Origin of the sequence: Thermus thalpophilus, assembly GCF_022760915.1 — a bacterium.
GTDB classification, from domain to species: Bacteria; Deinococcota; Deinococci; order Deinococcales; family Thermaceae; genus Thermus; species Thermus thalpophilus.
Genome location: NZ_JAKTNS010000004.1, coordinates 89,375 through 106,249 on the forward strand (window position 1 = coordinate 89,375; position 16,875 = coordinate 106,249).

A 16,875-nucleotide genomic window follows, 5' to 3' on the forward strand; every position below is an offset into this window, starting at 1 on the left:
GGGTATAGTGGGCCGGATGAGGCGCTACTTCGGCACCGACGGGGTGCGGGGGGAGGCGGGGAAGCCCCCCCTTACCCCGGAGTTCGTCCTGAGGCTAGGCCAGGCGGCGGGGGCCTACTTCCGCCGGGAGGCGGAGAGGCCGGTGGTCCTCCTCGCCAAGGACACCCGGGAGTCCTCCGACCTCCTGGAGGCGGCCCTGGCGGCGGGGCTCCTCTCCCAAGGGGTGCGGGTGGAGCACCTGGGGGTGCTTCCCACCCCGGGGGTGGCCCACCTCACGAGGCGGCTTGGGGCCACCGCCGGGGCCATGATCTCGGCGAGCCACAACCCTTACCAGGACAACGGCATCAAGTTCTTCGGCCCCACCGGGGAGAAGCTTCCCGACGAGGCGGAGGAGGCCATAGAGGCCCTTTTGGAGGAAGTCCACCCCACCCGGGGCATCGGCACCGTGGGGGACTTCCGCGAGGCGGAAAGGATGTACCTGGACTTCCTCCTGGAGCACGCCCCGGACCTCTCGGGCCTCAAGGTGGGCTTGGACTTGGCCCACGGGGCCACGTACCGGGTGGGGCCGAAGCTCTTCCAGAGGGCGGGGGCCGAGGTCATGGCTTTCTTCAACACCCCCGATGGCCGCAACATCAACAAGGGGTGCGGCTCCACCCACCCGGAGGCCCTAAGCCGCTTCGTGGTGGAGCTCGGGCTGGACCTGGGGGTGGCCTTTGACGGGGACGGGGACCGGGCCCTCTTCGTGGACCGAAAGGGGCGGCTTTTCCACGGGGACCACGTCCTTTACCTGGCGGCCTTGGCCTTTGGGGAGAAGGGGGTGGTGGGCACGGTAATGAGCAACATGGGCCTCGAGGTGGCCCTGCGGCAAAAGGGCATCGCCTTCCACCGGGCGGCGGTGGGGGACCGCTACGTGCTGGAGATGCTCAAGGAGAAGGACCTCCACCTCGGGGGGGAGCCCTCGGGCCACGTGATCTTCCGCCGCCACCACACCACGGGGGATGGGCTCTTCACCGCCCTCATGGTGCTGAAGGCCCTGAAGGCCATGGGCGGGGACCTGGCCGACTGGTACGAGGCCCTTCCCCTGTACCCCCAGGTCCTCCGCAACGTGAAGGTGACGGACAAGGCCAGGGTGGTGGGCCACCCCCGGCTCCAGGAGGCCTTGACCCAGGTGGAGGCCAGGCTTTTGGGCAAGGGCCGGGTGAACGTGCGCCCCTCCGGCACCGAGCCCTTGGTGCGGGTCATGGTGGAGGCGGAAGAGGGGGCGGAGGGCTTGGCCGAGGAGCTCGCCACCCTGGTCCGGGCCCTGGACCAGGGGTAGGGCGTGGGGCTCGTCCTTGCTTTTTTGGCATCTCCATGCTGGACTAAGGGATGCGCCCGGATGCCCTCTCTTTGGGCGCTAGCCTCCCTTTTGGCAAGCGCCTGGGAAGTAAGCTAAGCGCATGTACGGCAGGGCTCACCTGGAAGAGCGCCTAAAGCGGGTCTTGGCGGAGGCCATCCAGGGCCTCGAGGACCCCAGGCTCTTCCTCCTCACCGTGGAGGCGGTGCGGCTTTCCCCCGACGGGCGGGTCCTCACCATCTACGTGGAGGCCTTCGCCGAGGAGGAAAAGGCCTTGGCCGCTCTGGAGCACGCCAAAAATAGGCTCCTTGCCGCCTTGGCGGGTAGGGTGCGCCTGCGTCGCCTGCCCCGGCTGGAGTTCTTGCCATGGAGACCACGACCCGCCTAAAGGTCCGCTACGCCGAAACCGACCAGATGGGGGTGGTGCACCACTCCGTGTACGCCGTCTACCTGGAGGCGGCGCGGGTGGACTTTTTAGAGGCGGCCGGCCTTCCCTACCACCAGGTGGAGGCCCGGGGCGTTTACTTCCCCGTGGTGGAGCTTGGCCTCACCTTCCGCGCCCCCGCCCGCTTTGGCGAGGTGGTGGAGGTGAGGACCCGGCTTGCGGGCCTAAGCCGGCGCGACCTCCGATTCGTCTACCGGGTGGAGCGGGAAGGCTTCCTCCTGGCGGAAGGCTACACCCGGCACCTCTGCCAGGTGGGGGAGAAGGCGGCGCGGATTCCGGAAGACCTCTACCAAGCCTTGAGTGTGCTACACTTAGGGTAGCATTTTGGGCATGGACCCCTTCACCCTCTTTGAACGCCACATCAACCCTGGGCTCGCTGGGCTTCTCCGCTTCACCGGGCTAGACCGGGTGGAATCCCACGCCGAAGGCCCCTACGTCTGGGACACCACGGGCAAGCGCTACCTGGACTTTTTGGGGCTTTACGGGACCCTGAACCTAGGCCACCGCCACCCCAAGGTGGTGGCGGCGGTGGAGGAGCAGCTTAAGCGCATGCCGATGTCCGTGCGCGTCCTGGTGTCGGAGCCCACCGCCCGCCTGGCCGCCAGGCTCGCCGAGATCACCCCGGAGGGTCTGGAGATGGTCTTCTTCGGCAACTCCGGGGCCGAGGCGGTGGAGGCGGCCATCAAGCTGGCCCGGGCCTACACGGGCAAGCCCGGGATCGTCACCACCCAAGGGGGCTTCCACGGTAAGACCCTGGGGGCGCTTTCCCTCACCCCCAAGCCGGAGTACCAGGACCCCGCCAAGCCCCTCGTGCCCGGGGTCAAGGTGGTCCCCTACGGGGACCTACAAGCCCTGGAGGCGGCCATAGACGAGGACACCGCCGCGGTCATCGTGGAGCCCATCCAGGGGGAAGGGGGGATCCGGGTGCCCCCGGAGGGGTATCTGAGGGGCGTGCGGGAGATCACCCGCACGAAGGGGGTCCTCATGATCGCCGACGAGGTGCAGACGGGCCTCGGCCGCACGGGGAAGCTCTTCGGGGTGGACTGGGAGGGGGTTTCCCCCGACCTCATGACCCTGGCCAAGGCCTTGGGGGGCGGGGTTATGCCCATCGGGGCCTGCGTGGGCCGGCGGGAGGTCTTTGAGGTCTTCAAGCAAAATCCCCTCTACCACTCCTCCACCTTCGGCGGCAACCCCTTGGCGGCGGCGGCGGCCTTGGCGGCCATTGAGGTGACCCTGGAGGAGAACCTGCCGCAAAGGGCCCTGGAGGTGGGAAGCTACCTCATGGAAGGCCTCAAGGCCCTGCAAGGGGCGTTCCCCCACCTCATAGAGGACGTGCGGGGCCGGGGGCTCATGCTCGGGATAGAGTTCACCGACGCCGATATCGGCGCCCTGGTGGTGGCGGAGCTGGCGGAGCGGGGCGTCATCACCGCCTTTGGCCTCAACAACCCCAAGGTGGTGCGCTTGGAACCCCCCCTTATCATTGGCAAGGAACACGTGGACGAGGCCTTATCCGCCCTCTCCGAGAGCCTAAAGGCCACGGAGAAGGCCCTGGAGGGCCTCCTGGGTTAGAATGCGCGAAACGCTCCTGGAGTTTTTCAAAAAGACGGGCAAACCTCACCGCTTGGAAGAGATCCTCAGGCGTTTCGGCCTGGAAAAGCGCGAGGCCAAGGCCTACCTCAAGGCCTTGGTGCGGGAAGGGCTTTTGGAGAAAAGGGGAAGCCAGTACTTTCTCCCCCCCAAGGTGGTGGGCCCCATTAGCCTTCACCGGGACGGGTACGGCTTCGTGCGCTTGCCGGAGAAGGACCTCTTCATCCCCCCTGGGTACACCCTTGACGCCTGGCCCGAGGACGTGGTGGAGGCCCGCCTCATGCCCCCGGGGCGGGACGGGAGGCCCTTTGGCGTGGTGGAGCGGGTGATCAAGCGGGCGCGGGACCGGGTGGTGGGGACCTTGGACTTCCGGCGGGGCTACGCCGTCCTCGTTCCCGACGAGCCGGGCCTGCCCGAGCTTAGGCTTCTTCCCGAGGGGCTAGAGGGCCTCAAGCGGGGTAGCCGCATCGTGGCCCAGGTCCACTACGAGAAGCGCCCTTACGGGACGTTTTTGGAATATCTGGGGGAAGGGGACACCCCGGAAACGGAAACCGAGGCGGTGATCGCCAAGTACGGCCTGCGGGCCGAGTTCCCCGAGGAGGTCTTAAAGGAGGCGGAGGCCATTCCCCTGGAGATCCCCGAGGCGGAGCTTGAAAGGCGGCAGGACTTCCGCGCCCTTCGGGTCTTCACCATAGACGGGGTGGACGCCAAGGACTTTGACGACGCCATCCACATAGAAAGGCTTCCCCGGGGCTACCGGGTGGGCGTCCACATCGCCGACGTTTCCCACTACGTGAAGGAGGGAAGCGCCCTGGACCAGGAGGCCTTCCTTCGGGGAACGAGCGTCTACCTGCCCGGGCGGGTCCTGCCCATGCTTCCCGAGAGGCTTTCCAACGGGGTCTGCTCGTTGAGGCCAGGGGAGGACCGCCTCACCCTTTCCGTCCTCTTTGACCTCACGGAGGACTTAAAGGTGCGAAGGGTCCGCTTCGCCGAGGGGGTGATCCGGAGCGTGGCCCGCCTCACCTACACGGAGGTGGAGGCCTTCGCCGAGGGGTTTGGCCTGCCGGAGGCGCACGCCTTTTTGGCGGAGGACCTCAGGCTTCTCTTGGACCTCACGGGGCGGCTTAGGGAAAAGCGCCTGGCCGCTGGGGCCCTAGACTTTAGCTTTCCCGAGGTGAAGGTGGAGGTGGAAGCGGGCACCCCCCACCTCATCCCCCAGGAGGAGCCCCGGGCGCGGAGCCTCATTGAAGAGCTCATGCTCCTCGCCAACCAAGCCGTGGCGGAGCACCTGGTGAAAAAGGGCCTTCCGGGCCTTTTCCGGGTGCACGAGGAGCCCTTGGAGGAGGCCTACGGCAAGCTCCGCCTGGCCTTGGCCCGGCTTGGGTACGCCTTGCCCGAGGAGGTGTCCTCCCAGGCCTTGCAGCGGGCCTTGCTCCAGGCCAAGGGCCGCCCGGAGGAGCCGGTGGTGGCGAACCTGGTCCTCAGGTCCTTGCGCTTGGCCCGCTACGCCGCGGAGAACCTGGGCCACTTCGGCCTGGCCATGGAGCACTACCTCCACTTCACGAGCCCCATCCGCCGCTATCCCGACCTGGTGGTCCACCGGGTGCTGAAGGCGGCCCTTCGCCGCACCCTCACCCCGGCCAGGAAGGCCCGCTGGCTGGAAACCTTTCCCGCCATCGCCGAGCACGCCTCGGAGATGGAACGGAAGGCGGAGGCGGCGGAAAGGGAACTCACCAAGTACTACATGGCCAAGTGGGCGGAGCTCCATGTGGGGGAGCGCTTTTTGGGCAAGGTGACGGGGGTGGCGAACTTCGGGGCCTTCGTGATGCTGAAGAATGGGGTGGAGGGGCTGGTGCGCCTCGAGGCCCTTGGGCCCTACACCTATAGCGAGGAGGCCCTCGCCCTTGTGGGCCCCAAGGGGAAGCGCATTCGCCTGGCGGACGAGATGGAGGTGGTGATCGCCGCCGCCAACCCCAGGCTTCGGCAGATTGACCTGCTGCCCTACCGGGAAGAGGAGGCCCCCAAGAAGGGGGCTATGGGAAAGGAGGTGGATATGCGCAAAGTGGTAGGACCACCCAAGGAAAAGGCGCGGGACACGCGGCCTGAGCGGGCCACGGTGGAAACGGTGTACTTCGGGGAGTGGGCGCCCAAGGAAGGCCGGGAAGCCCGCCCCCTAGACAGCCGGGCCAGAAGGCGGCGCCGGCGCCGCTAGGGATAGGCCAAGGTGCCCGCCCCCACGGCGCTTAAGGTGGGGGCCTCGAGGTCCAGGCGGTAGGCCAGGACCTCGCCCTTTTTCCCCTGGAGCAAGGGGCTTAGGCTCGCCACCACCTCGGTGGCGTCCACCCGGGTGGGGTTGGCCCCCAGGTGGGCCAGGGCGGCTTGGGGCTCCCCTTGGGCCAGGCGCTCCAAAAAGCCCACATCCCTCCGCCGCGCCTCCTCCGCCAGGGGGCGGGAAAAGGGTGGGTCCCCAAACCTAGGCCCCACGTGGGAGAGGTCCACCGCCAGGGCCAAAAGCCCGGGGTGCTCCGCCAGGACCACCCGGAGCGCCTCCCCCAAGGCCGAAGTCCTCCGCCCCACCAGGAGGGGGATGAAGCGGGCCTTTGGGTAGGTCCCCTTGAGGAAGAAGAGGGGAAGCTCCAGGCTGTGCTCCTCCCGGAAAGCCAGGGGGGTGTTGAAGAGCTCAAAGGGCAGGAGGGCGTCCAGGGCCTGAAGGGCGGGGAGGTCGGGCTCCGCCGGGCCGAAAGGGGTGTGGAAGGGCACGGGGAGGGCGGCGGCCCCTTCCATGAGGGGCCTGTGGGCCACTCCCACCACGTAGACCCTTTCCGGGGGCGGGGTCTTCTCCAGGGCGGCCAGGGCGGCCCCGTAGGCCTCGGGCACCCGGCTCGGCTCCAGGTGGGGAAGGAGGAGCACTTGGGCGGGAGGGGCTTCCCCAAAGAAGCTTGCCCGGAAGGCATCCAAAAAGGCTCGGGCTTCCCTTTCGCCCTGCGGGTAAGAAAGCCCGGCGAGGCGCATGGGCCTTTCCCGCTTGAGCTTTTCCTCCTCCTCCTTGAGCCTCGCTTCCACCTGGGGCGTGAGGAGGAGGCCCGCTTCCTCCAGGGCCTTGGCCAGGTCCTCCAACTCCTTTAGGGGCACGATGACCCCATGGGTCTTGAACACCTCCTCCCGCACCTCCTCCAGGGTCCTGCCCTCCATGAGGGAGAGGAGGAGAAGCCCCCCTTCCGTGAGGGCCAAGGGCTTTTCGTAGACCCCGTAGGGGTCGCGGAGGAGGAAGCCTCCCTCCACGGGGGTGATCTCGGGGGTGCGCAACCTAAGCCGGCCTTCCATGCTCCTTCCAATATAGGAGAAACGCCTCCGCCTCCTCCCGGGTGCCCACCTTTCCCTCCGCCTGGGCCAGGAGGAGGGCCTCGAGGGCCCTCCCCACCTCGGGCCCAGGCTTCAGGCCCAGGAGGGCCATGACCTCCTTTCCCGAGAGGAGGGGCCTCTGCGGCAGGGGCTCCGCCAGGGCTTCTTGGAAGCGCCTTAGGAGTTCCCAAGCCTCCCCCTCCACCCCCTTGGCCCCCAGGCGGTCCGCCGCCATGAGGTAGAGGAGGTGGGGGAGGAGGTCCTGGCGCTTTAGGAGGAAGCGGCGGAGGGCGCCCTTCTCCTCCGGGGGGCGGTCCATGTGGCGGCGCACCAGGGCGCTTGCCTTCTCCTGGACCGCCTTGGGGAAGCGGAGCCAGGCGAGGGCGGCCTTGGCCACCTCCGCCCCCACCTCCGCGTGGCCCAGGAAGCGGTACCGCCCCACCTCGGGATCGTGGCGACGGGTGAGGGGCTTCCCCACGTCATGGTAGAGGGCGGCGAGGCGGGCCTCGAGGGGGGCCTCGGGCCAGAGCCAAAGGAGGTGGGAGAGGACGGAGAGGGTGTGCCGCCAGGCGTCCAGGTGGTGGACGCCCCCCTGGACGAGGCCCAGGAGGAAGAAGAGCTCGGGGAGGTAAACCGCAAGGAGCCCGAGCCGGGCCAGGAGGTCCAGGCCGAAGGCGGCCCAGGGGGAGAGGAGGAGTTTTTCCAGCTCCTCCCGCACCCTTTCCCGCGCCGGGAGGGCCTCGGGATGGGCCTGGAGGTAATGGGCGTGGCGGCTTAGGGCCTCCCGGGTGGCCTGGGGCAGGCCGAGGCCCAGGCTCGCCGCCAGGCGCACCCCCCTTAGGCTCCGCAAGGGGTCCAGGTAGAGGTTTTCCTCCCGCACCGGGACCAAAACCCGCTTCCTTAGGTCCTCCTCCACCCCGGGGAGGCCAAAGACCCTGCCCTCCTTCCAAAGGAGGGCGTTCAGGCGGTAGTCCCGTCGGAGGAGGTCGGCCTCGAGGCCTCCCTCCAAGGGCGTGAAGTCCAGGGTGAGCCCCCCCGCCACCAGGCGGTGGTGGCTCCGGGCGGCATCCAAGGGGAAGAGGCTTCCCCCAAGGCGGCCTTGGGCTTCTTTCGCTGCCCTTTCCGGGTCCAAGGCCACGTAGTCCAGGTCCTTGGGCCTCAGGCCCATAAGGAGGTCCCGCACCGCCCCCCCCACGGGGAAGGCCCCCTCGGGGGTATAAAAGGGGAAGTCCATATGGCGCACCAGGCGAAGCACCCCATCATTATCGGCATTACCGGCAATATCGGGAGCGGCAAAAGCACCGTGGCCCGCCTCCTTAGGGCATGGGGCTACCCCGTCTTGGACCTGGACCTCCTGGCGGAACGGGCCAGGGAGAACAAGAAGGAGGAGCTCAAGCGGCTTTTCCCCGAGGCCTTCCTTGGGGAGGAACTGGACCGGAGGGCCTTGGGCAGGCTCGTCTTCAGCGACCCCGAGCGGTTAAAGGCCCTGGAGGACCTCCTCCACCCCGAGATCCGCCGCCTCCTCGAGGCGGAGCTCGCCCGCCTGGAGGCGCCCTTGGTTTTCCTGGAAATCCCCCTCCTCTTTGAAAAGGGGTGGGAGGCGCGCCTGGACGGCACCCTCCTGGTGGCGGCCCCTTGGGAGGAGCGCCTTAGGCGGGTGGTGGCCCGCTCGGGGCTAAGCCCAGAGGAGGTTTTGGCCCGGGAGCGGGCGCAGATGCCCGAAGCGGAAAAGCGCAGGCGGGCCACCTGGGTGGTGGAGAACGCGGGAAGCCTGGAGGACCTGGAGCGGTCCCTAAGGGGGGTTCTCGCCGACATCCAGGGGCGCTTTGGGGTAAGGTAGGGGCATGCGGGTGGCGCTCATCTCGGGGGCGAGCCGGGGCATTGGCGAGGCCACGGCCCGCCTCCTCCACGCCCAGGGCTACCGGGTGGGGCTTTTCGCCCGGGACGAAGCGAGGCTTTCGGCCTTGGCCCGAGAGCTTGGGGAAGGGGCCTTGCCCCTTCCCGGGGACGTGCGGCGGCTTGGGGACTGGGAAAGGGCGGTGGCCGCTTTGGAGGAGGCCTTCGGCGGGGTTTCTGCCCTCGTCAACAACGCCGGCATCGGCATCCTGAAGCCCCTCGCCGAGCTTTCCGAGGCGGAGGTGCGGGAGGTCTTGGATGTGAACCTCGTGGGGCCCTTTTTGGGCCTCAAGGCCGCCCTTCCCGCCCTCAAGCGCGCGCGGGGCGTGGTGGTGAACGTGGGGAGCCTGGCGGGGAAGAACCCCTTCAAGGGGGGTGCGGCCTATAACGCCAGCAAGTTCGGGCTTCTGGGCCTCATGGGGGCGGCCATGCTGGAGCTCAGGGAAGAGGGGGTGCGGGTGGTGAACGTCCTGCCGGGCTCGGTGGACACGGGCTTCGCCGGGAATACCCCGGGTGCGGCCTGGAAGCTCGCTCCCGAGGACGTGGCAAAGGCCATCCTCTTCGCCCTGGAGATGCCGGAAAGGGCCCTGGTGAGCGAGATAGAGCTTAGGCCCACCCAGCCCCCCGCCAAGGGAGGATAAGCTTAGGGCATGCTGCCTTCCAAGCTTCAAGCGGCCTTGGACCTCATCCGTTCCCTCCCCAAGGAGCTCAAGACCGAGGTCCTCTTGGACTACGCCAAGAAGGTCCCTCCACCCCCCCAGGGGGTGGAGCTGGAGCGGGTGCACGAGTGCCAGACCCCCTTTTTCCTTAAGGCCGAGGTGGAGGGGGGGAAGGTGCGCCTCCACTTCATGGTCCCCGACGAGGCCCCCACGGTGAAGGCCTTCGCCGGGATCCTGAAGGAGGGCCTCGAGGGCGAACCCCCCGAGGCCGTCCTGGCCGTGCCCCCGTCCTTCTACCGGGGGGCGGGGCTTGAGGAGATCCTCACCCCCCTTAGGCTTCGGGGCCTGGAGGCGGCGCTTTTGCGCCTGCAGGAGCAGGTGCGCCGGGCGCTCTGATGCTTTGGGCCTTCCTCCTCGGCTACGCCGTTGGCGGGCTTCCCGTGGCTTACTGGTTTGGGGCCCTGCGGGGGAAGAACCTTCTTGTGGAGGGCTCGGGCAACCCGGGGGCCTTAAACGCTTACCGGGTCTTGGGCCCCGTCCCCGGCCTTTTGGTCCTCCTTCTGGACCTCTTCAAGGGGGTCCTTGCCGTGGCCCTCGGCGAGGGGATCACGGGGAACCCGGTGGGGGGGCTTTTGGGGGGCATGGGGGCGGTGTGGGGGCACGCTTTTTCCCCGTGGCTTCTCTTTCGCGGGGGCAAGGCCATAGCCCCAGGGGTGGGGGTGCTCTTTGCCGTGGACCCCAGGCTCTTCCTGGGGGCCCTTTTGCTCTTCGCCCTGCTTTGGGCCCTAAGCCGAAGGCCCTACCGGGCCGCCTTGGCCGTGGCCCTGGCCTTGCCCCTTCTGGCCGCCTTCTTTGGCAAGACCCCGACCCACCTCCTGTTCGGCCTCGGGGTGGGCCTTCCCGTGGCCTTGCGCCACCTCAAGGACTGGGACCGCTAGTAGGGGAGGGGCCAGGTGCGGAAGTAGTTCCGTATCCGGCCCCACAACCCCACCAAGCCCAGGGGCTCCAGGATGAGGAAAAGGAGGATGAGGAAGCCAAAGGCCACGTTGCGCCAGGCGGCCAAGGTGGCCGCGTACTCCGGCCCCAGGGCCCCCACGAAGCTATTTAGGACTTCGGGGATGAGGAGGACGAAGAAGGCCCCCAAGACCGCCCCCAATACCGTCCCCGCCCCGCCCACGATGACCATGGCCAGGTACTGGATGCTCACGCTCAAGGGGAAGTACTCCGGGGTCACCGCCTTGTAAAGCTGGGCCAAAAGCCCCCCGGCCACCCCGGCGTAAAAGGCGGAAAGGGCGAAGGCGAAAAGCTTCACCCGGGTCAGGTCCACCCCCGCCACCCGGGCGGAGAGGTCGTTGTCCCGCACAGCGTTGAAGGCCCGCCCGGCCCGGGTCATGAGGAGGCGCTTGCCGTAGAAGAAGAGGGGAAGGGCGAAGAGGAGGACCAGGTACCATAGCCTTTCCGGGGTGTCCAGGCTTAGGCCGAGGACCTGGGGCGGGGGCAGGGTCCGGCCCCGGATCCCCCCGGTCACCGCCTCCCAGTTCTTGAACACGTAGTCCGCCAGGAACTGGAAGGCCAAGGTGGCGATGGCTAGATACACCCCCTTGATGCGCAAGGAGGGGAGGGCGAGGACCAGGCCCAAGAGGGCGGCGATAAGGCCACCCAGGAGGATGCCCAAGGGGGCCAAGGGGCCGAAGAGGTGGCTTGCGGCGTAGGCCCCGACCCCCATGAAGGCGGCGTGGCCCAAGGAGATCTGCCCCGCCCCGCCCACCAAGAGGTGGAGGCCCAAGGCGGAAAGGGCCCCGATGGCCACCAGGGTGGCCACGTACATGGGGTAGGGCCCGAGGAGGAAGGGGAGAAGAAGGAGCAAAAGGAGGAAGGCCCAAAGGGCGAGCCGCCCCAGCGGCGTGCTGGCGTAAGCCTCGTCCTCCCGGTAGGTTTCCCGCACCGCCCGGGCGAAGCGGCGGCTATAGGCGTCGGTGAGGCGTTTGGAAAGGGCGTACACCTTAGACCTCCTGGACCTCGAGGACCGCCTCCAGCCGCCCCTCGCCCTCGAGGTAGCGGATGGGGAGGCTCACCTCCACCCGCCCCCCCTCCCCGTAAAGGGCCTGGATCACGGGGGCGTAGCGGCTTTCCACCACCTGGCGGCGCACCTTGCGGGTGCGTGTGATCTCCTCGTCGTCGGGGTGAAGTTCCTTGGGCAAAATGGCGAAGCGCTGGATGCGGAGCTTTTCCGGCAGGGTCCTGTTCACCATGCGGATCTCCTCGGCGATGAGGGCCCGCACCTCGGGGCGCTCCGTGAGGGAGAGGTGGGTGGTGAAGGGGATGCCCCGCCTGCGGGCCCAGTTCTGCACGTTCTCGGGGTCCAGCTCCACCAAGGCGGTCACAAAGGGCTTCCCGTGGCCCAGGACCACGGCCTCGCGGATGTAGGGGGAGTACTTCAGGCGGTTTTCCAGGAACTGTGGGGCGAAGCGGGTGCCGTCCACCAAGGCCCCCACCTCCTTCACCCGCCCCAGGATCACCAGGTGCCCCCGCTCGTCAAAGAAGCCGGCGTCCCCGGTGCGGAAGAAGCCGTCCTCAGTGAAGCTTTCCCGGGTGGCCTCCTCTTGCTTGAAATAGCCCAAAAAGACCTGCGGCCCCCGCACCTGGATTTCGCCCTCCGGGCTTAGGCGCACCTCCGTGCCCGGCAAGGGGGGGCCCACGGTCTCCGGGGGGGCGTCCCCGCTTGTGTGGGCGGTGGTGGCGGCGGCGGTTTCCGACTGGCCGTAAACCTGGCGGATGTCCAGGCCCAGGGCGCGGAAGAAGGTGAAGACCTCGTTTCCCAAAGGCGCCCCCCCGGTGACGGCAATGCGGCAGGCGGCGAGGCCCAGCCGCGCCCTTAGGGGCCTTGCCACCAGGGGATAGAAAAGGGCCCGCTTGAGGTTGAGCCAAAGGCCCACGGGCTCGCCCCTAAACTCCCGGCTCGCCCCTTCCAGCAAGGCGTCCATCCCCACCCGGTAAATAAAGGCCTTCAGGAAGTCCGCGTCCTGCATGCGGCTTTGGATCAGGCTCGCCATGTCCTCCCAAAGCCGGGGAGGGGCCAGGAAGAAATCGGGCTGCACCTCCTTGAGGTCTTCCCGAAGCGTGGTGGGGTCCTCGGGGAAGTGGACCGTGGAGCCCTCCACCAGGCCCTGGACCACGGTGAGCATCTGCTCGCCGATCCAGGGCAAGGGGAGGTAGCTGAAGACCCAGGCCCCCTTCTGGAAGCCCAGGGCCTGGCCCACGGCCTCGTGGCCCGCCAGGAGGTTGCGGTGGGAGAGCATGGCCAGCTTGCTCCGCCCCGTGGTGCCCGAGGTGGGGGCGAGGAGGGCCACCTCCTCCGGGCGGCGCTTCCTTACCGCCTCCTCCCCCAGACGCTTGTCGCCAAAGGCCTGGCTAAAGCGGCGCACCTTGCCGCGGAAGTGGCGGCTCATGCCCGCCTCCTCCCATACCAGGACGAAGTCCACCAGGTGCAGGTGGGGGTAGACTTTGTCCAGCTGCTCCTCGTCGGACACCGCGATGCCCTTGGCCCCGGTGAACTGCAAAAAGTAGCCCACCTCCTCGGGCATGGCGTCGGCGTAGATGCCCATGGGCAAAGCGCCCAGGGCCTGGGCAGCGAGCTCCGCCTCCACCCACTCTGGAGCGTTGTGCCCTAAGATGGCGAGGACCTCGCCTTCCCGGAGGCCCAGGGCGTGGAGCCCCCCCGCCAGGCGCAAGACCTTTTCCCAAAGTTCCCGCCAGGAGGTCTTCTGCCACACCCCAAGCCGCTTCACTCTTAGGGCCGGGGCCTCGGGGCGCTCCTTGGCGTGGCGGTACAGGTGTGCTAAAAGGGTTCCTTCCATGGCACCTCAGGCATGGCCCAAGTAGGCCTCCACCACCTTGGGGTCTTGGCGCACCCCCTCCGGGGGGCCGTAGTAGAGGACCTCCCCGTAGGAGAGGACCAAGACCCGGTCGGAAAGCTCCAGCACCGCCCTCAGGTCGTGCTCCACCCAAAGCAGGGTGACGCCCCACTCCTCCCGGGCGTCCAGGAGGAAGCGGGCCAGGTCTTGCTTCTCCTCCAGGGCAAGCCCCGCCATGGGCTCGTCCAGGAGGAGGAGCTTGGGGCGGCCCGCCAGGGCCCGGGCCACCTCCACCCGCTTTTGGAGACCGTAGGGGAGCATCCCCGCAGGGGCGTGGCGGAAGGGGGCGAGGTGGAGGTAGTCCAGCACCTCCTCCGCCCAGGCCCGAAGCCGCCACTCCCGCTCCGCCCGGGGCAGGCCCAGGGGGTAGGTGGGCGAGGCGAGCTCCGCCCCCAGCTTCACGTTGTCCAGCACGCTCATGCCCCGAAAGATCTCCAGGCCCTGGAAGGTGCGCCCCAGGCCCATGCGGGCCCTTTCTTGGGGGCTTTTCCCCTTCAGGCTTTGCCCGAGGAAGGCCACCTCCCCCTTTTCCGGCTCGTACACCCCGGAAAGGACGTTAAGGAGGGTGGTCTTGCCCGCCCCGTTGGGGCCGATGACGGCAAAGAACTCCCCCTCGTTCACGGCGAACTCCACCCCGGCCAGGGCCTTGACCCCTTTGAAGGAAAGGTGCAGGTTCTTGGCCTCGAGGATCATCCCCATCACACCCACCTCTTCCGCCTGCGGTAGCGGCGGGCTTGGCGGAAGCCCACCTCCTCCTTGCCCAGGTAGAACTCCATCACGTCCTGGTCCTCCTTCGCGGCCCTGGCGTCCCCTTCAAAGACCACCCGGCCCCGCTCCAGGACGTAGACTCGGTCCACGATGTTGAGGGCGGCCCGGGCGTTTTGCTCCACCAAGAGGAGGCTTAGCCCCTTTTCGCGCCGCAGGGCGTCTAGGATGGCCATCACCTCCTCCACCAGCTTGGGGGCGAGGCCCAAGGAAGGCTCATCCACCACCAAGAGCTTCGGCCGGGTGAGGAGGGCCATGCCCAGAAGGAGCATCTGCTGCTCCCCCCCGGAAAGGTAGCCCGCCTGCTCGTGGCGGCGCTCGTAAAGGCGGGGAAAGCGGGCGAAGACCTCCTCCATCCCCTCCTTGAGCTCCTTGGGGCTTAGGCGGTGGCCTGCCGCCACCAGGTTCTCCACCGGGGTGAGGTAGCGAAAAAGGGGCCTTCCTTCCAAGACGGCGGTGAGGCCCATGCGGGAAAGGCGCACGGGGTCCAGGTGGGTGGTGTCCTGGCCCAGGAAGCGGATGTGCCCGTCCAGCACCCGTCCCTCAAACTTGGGGAGAAGCCCGGCCACGGCCCGCACCAAGGAGCTCTTCCCGGCCCCGTTGGGGCCCAAGAGGGCCACCGCTTCCTTCGCCCCCACCTCCAGGGAAACCCCGTCCAGGGCCAGGATCACCCCGCGGTAGACCACCTTGAGGTTCTCCACGGAAAGCATCACACCCTCTCAATCTGCCGCTCGCCCAAAAGCCCATAGGGCCGGACCAGGAGGACCAAAAGCACCACCAAGAAGGGCAGCGCCTCGGTGAAGCCGGGGAGGAGGGGCTCCAGGTAGCGCTGGGATAGGGCCTCCAACACCCCGAGCAAAAACCCGGCCAAAAGCGCCCCGCCCACGGAGTCCAGCCCCCCCAGGATGGCCACGGGGAAGACCTTCATGCCGAAAAAGACCAGATTATGCCCCACCCCGCTCGCCACCGCCAAAAGCGCCCCGGCCAAGGTGGCCAAGAGGGCGGAAACCCCCCAGACCCCGGCCAGGACCCGGGCGGTGGGGATGCCCAGGGCCAAGGCGGCCACCTCCCGCTCCGAGATGGCCCGCACCAGGACGCCGTACTTGCTCCGCCTAAGGAGCCAAAGGAGGCCGAGGCCTAAGGGGAGGGCCAGGAGGAGGTTCCAGACCGCCCGGGAGGAAACGAATACCTCCCCCGCATGGAAGCCCAGGTCGGGGAGGCTTCCCGAGAGGTACTTGAGGTCCGGCCCCCAAAGGAGCTGCACCGCGCCGTCCAGGGCCGCCGCTAGGCCGATGGTGGCCATGATCACCGCCACCACGTTCCTTCCCAAGAGGGGGCGCACGAAGCCCCGCTCCACCAGCACGCCGAAGAGGAAGGCGAAGGGCAAGGCAGCCAGGATGGCAAGCCCTAGGGGCAGGAATAGGGCGAAGGTGTAGGTGAGGTAGGCCCCCACCAGGAGAAACTCCCCAATGGCGAAGTTGACCACGCTGGTGGCCCGGTAGACCAAGACGAAGCCCAGGGCCAACAGGCCGTAGAGGGCGCCGTTGGCCAGGCCGCCGATGAGGTAGGGCAGGAGGTCGGACACAGCTCCTCCAAGAAGGCGGGCCCAAAAGGGTGCGGGCCTTTAGGCCAGCTTGATCCAGTCGGTGATGGCGTTAAAGCGCCCGTCCCGGGTGCTTGCCCGGTAGAGCTTGGTGTAGGGCAGGCGGTGGTTCACGAACTGGTAGGTCCGCTGCAGGCCCAAGCCGTTATAGTCCCCAAGCTTTTCCAGGTACTCCACCACCCCAGCCCGGGTGAGCTTCCCCGCAGCCGCTGCCCGGCGCATGGCCTCCGCCACCGCCAACGCCACGGCCAGGCTGCCCATATAGTAGGTGGGGCGGTAAGAGGTGTCCCGCCCCTTTCGCTGGCGGAACTTGCGCATTTCCTCCACTGCGGGCACCAGGGTGTCGTACCAGTAGGCGTTGTGGTAGGTGACGGTGAAGCCCTCCGCCGCCGGACCCGCCCGCTGGATGAGGGCGAGCTCCGCCGAGTAGTAGGTGCCCATGAAGCGGGCCTGCAGGCCCTGCTCCCGGGCGGTGCGCAGGATGAGGGGTTCGGCGGAAAGGGCGTAGCCCTGGAGGATCACGTGGTCGGGGTTGGCCCGGCGCAGGTTCAGGACCACGGGGGTGGCGTCGGTGAAGGCGGCGGGGGTCACCTCCTCGTGCACCACCTCCATGCCCAAGGCCTTGGCCCGCTCCTTCACGTAGGGGATGGGGTCGCGCCCGAACTCCGTGTTGGAGTAGACCAGGGCGATGCGGGCCCGGGCCTTCTCCAGGCGGATTTGGCGCAAGAGCGCTTCCATCATGTCGTTGTAGGTGGGGCCGAAGACGAAGATGGTGGGGTAGGTCTTGGGGTCGGCGAGCTCGTTGGCGAAGCTGGTGGCGGAGTAGGGGAGGCCTAGGCGGGCGATCTCGGGGGCCAAGGCCTTGGAGAGCCCGGTGGAATCCCCGTAGACGAAGAGGAGCTCCTCGGGCCGCTCCCGGGAGAGGACGCGGTTGAAGGCGGCGGTGCCCTTGGCCACGTCGTAGCCCGTGTCCTCCACGATGAGCTCCAGCCTGCGGCCCCCGATGCCGCCCAGGACCTCGTTCACGTAGTCCACCCCGTCCACGAAGCCTTCCCGCCCGGCGTTGCCGGCGAAGGCGAAAGGCCCCGTGAGGGGCAAGAGGGTGGCGAGCTTCACCGGCCTGGCCTGGGCCAGGGCGATGTAGGGCATGCCCAGGGCCGCCAAAGAACCCACACCGACTTTCCGCAAAAACTCCCTGCGCTTCATGTTCGCCTCCTTCCCGCTTTGTTTGCGGTCAAGATAACACGGGGCCCAGGCCACGTCAACCGAGGCGGGGCTTGCCTTGCAAAGGTCAGGAGGACGGGTGTATATCTCTCTCCTGATGGGCA

17 protein-coding genes and 1 pseudogene are annotated in these 16,875 nt (G+C 68.0%); 9 read left to right on the forward strand and 9 right to left on the reverse strand.

Annotated elements, in window-relative coordinates:
- Positions 1–16: 16 nt before the first annotated feature.
- From glmM to rnr, 5 genes are all read left to right on the forward strand, one after another.
- Entirely contained in the window at positions 17–1,318 is a 1,302-nt protein-coding gene (gene glmM / locus L0D17_RS03060; RefSeq protein ID WP_243093827.1) for a phosphoglucosamine mutase, read from the forward strand.
- 121 nt (positions 1,319–1,439) lie between these two features.
- Positions 1,440–1,724 (forward strand): ribosome-binding factor A, encoded by a 285-nt coding sequence (locus tag L0D17_RS03065; RefSeq protein ID WP_243093828.1) that lies wholly within the window; start codon positions 1,440–1,442, stop codon positions 1,722–1,724.
- Entirely contained in the window at positions 1,703–2,101 is a 399-nt protein-coding gene (locus tag L0D17_RS03070; RefSeq protein WP_039456026.1) for an acyl-CoA thioesterase, read from the forward strand. The genes L0D17_RS03065 and L0D17_RS03070 overlap by 22 nt, the downstream gene beginning before the upstream one ends.
- Before the next feature lie 4 nt (positions 2,102–2,105).
- Positions 2,106–3,350, forward strand: a complete 1,245-nt coding sequence (locus L0D17_RS03075; RefSeq protein ID WP_243093829.1) for an aspartate aminotransferase family protein — start codon at positions 2,106–2,108, stop codon at positions 3,348–3,350.
- A 1-nt stretch (position 3,351) separates the two neighbouring features.
- Positions 3,352–5,580 carry a ribonuclease R gene (rnr, locus tag L0D17_RS03080; protein WP_243093830.1) on the forward strand — a complete coding sequence of 743 codons (2,229 nt, stop codon included), beginning with the start codon at positions 3,352–3,354 and terminating at the stop codon, positions 5,578–5,580.
- On the opposite strand, the gene amrB is transcribed toward rnr, so the two are convergent.
- Positions 5,577–6,692, reverse strand: coding sequence for an AmmeMemoRadiSam system protein B (gene amrB, locus L0D17_RS03085; RefSeq protein ID WP_243093831.1), 1,116 nt, complete (start codon positions 6,690–6,692; stop codon positions 5,577–5,579). The two genes, rnr and amrB, sit on opposite strands and share 4 nt — an antisense overlap.
- Positions 6,676–7,944 (reverse strand): HDIG domain-containing metalloprotein, encoded by a 1,269-nt coding sequence (locus tag L0D17_RS03090; RefSeq protein ID WP_243093837.1) that lies wholly within the window; start codon positions 7,942–7,944, stop codon positions 6,676–6,678. Before L0D17_RS03090 ends, amrB begins: the two co-directional genes overlap by 17 nt.
- Between L0D17_RS03090 and coaE the strand changes: the two genes are divergently transcribed.
- Genes coaE through L0D17_RS03110 form a run of 4 tightly spaced genes read left to right on the forward strand, consistent with a single transcriptional unit; the run spans position 7,945 to position 10,203 of the window.
- Entirely contained in the window at positions 7,945–8,550 is a 606-nt protein-coding gene (gene coaE, locus L0D17_RS03095; RefSeq protein WP_243093832.1) for a dephospho-CoA kinase, read from the forward strand. It abuts the gene before it with no gap.
- Between the two features lie 4 nt (positions 8,551–8,554).
- Positions 8,555–9,247: an SDR family oxidoreductase gene (locus tag L0D17_RS03100; protein ID WP_039456043.1), complete on the forward strand. Its 693-nt coding sequence runs from the start codon at positions 8,555–8,557 to the stop codon at positions 9,245–9,247.
- Positions 9,248–9,256: 9 nt separating this feature from the next.
- Positions 9,257–9,661, forward strand: a complete 405-nt coding sequence (locus L0D17_RS03105) for a SufE family protein (RefSeq protein ID WP_039456046.1) — start codon at positions 9,257–9,259, stop codon at positions 9,659–9,661.
- Entirely contained in the window at positions 9,661–10,203 is a 543-nt protein-coding gene (locus tag L0D17_RS03110) for a glycerol-3-phosphate acyltransferase (RefSeq protein WP_243093833.1), read from the forward strand. Before L0D17_RS03105 ends, L0D17_RS03110 begins: the two co-directional genes overlap by 1 nt.
- On the opposite strand, the gene L0D17_RS03115 is transcribed toward L0D17_RS03110, so the two are convergent.
- The 7 genes and pseudogenes from L0D17_RS03115 to L0D17_RS03140 form a co-directional block, all read right to left on the reverse strand.
- Positions 10,200–11,267, reverse strand: a complete 1,068-nt coding sequence (locus L0D17_RS03115; protein ID WP_039458704.1) for a branched-chain amino acid ABC transporter permease — start codon at positions 11,265–11,267, stop codon at positions 10,200–10,202. The two genes, L0D17_RS03110 and L0D17_RS03115, sit on opposite strands and share 4 nt — an antisense overlap.
- Position 11,268: 1 nt before the next feature.
- Positions 11,269–13,122 (reverse strand): AMP-binding protein, encoded by a 1,854-nt coding sequence (locus tag L0D17_RS03120; RefSeq protein WP_243093834.1) that lies wholly within the window; start codon positions 13,120–13,122, stop codon positions 11,269–11,271.
- 6 nt (positions 13,123–13,128) lie between these two features.
- Positions 13,129–13,356 carry an ABC transporter ATP-binding protein C-terminal domain-containing protein gene (locus L0D17_RS13935; protein ID WP_423247945.1) on the reverse strand — a complete coding sequence of 76 codons (228 nt, stop codon included), beginning with the start codon at positions 13,354–13,356 and terminating at the stop codon, positions 13,129–13,131.
- 6 nt (positions 13,357–13,362) lie between these two features.
- Positions 13,363–13,878, reverse strand: a pseudogene (locus tag L0D17_RS03125) (ATP-binding cassette domain-containing protein); the annotation flags it as partial.
- Positions 13,878–14,654 (reverse strand): ABC transporter ATP-binding protein, encoded by a 777-nt coding sequence (locus L0D17_RS03130; protein ID WP_039458713.1) that lies wholly within the window; start codon positions 14,652–14,654, stop codon positions 13,878–13,880. The gene L0D17_RS03130 and the pseudogene L0D17_RS03125, both read right to left, overlap by 1 nt.
- Positions 14,654–15,529, reverse strand: a complete 876-nt coding sequence (locus L0D17_RS03135) for a branched-chain amino acid ABC transporter permease (protein WP_039458716.1) — start codon at positions 15,527–15,529, stop codon at positions 14,654–14,656. Before L0D17_RS03135 ends, L0D17_RS03130 begins: the two co-directional genes overlap by 1 nt.
- Positions 15,530–15,568: 39 nt before the next feature.
- Entirely contained in the window at positions 15,569–16,753 is a 1,185-nt protein-coding gene (locus L0D17_RS03140; RefSeq protein WP_243093835.1) for an ABC transporter substrate-binding protein, read from the reverse strand.
- Between the last annotated feature and the right edge of the window lie 122 nt (positions 16,754–16,875).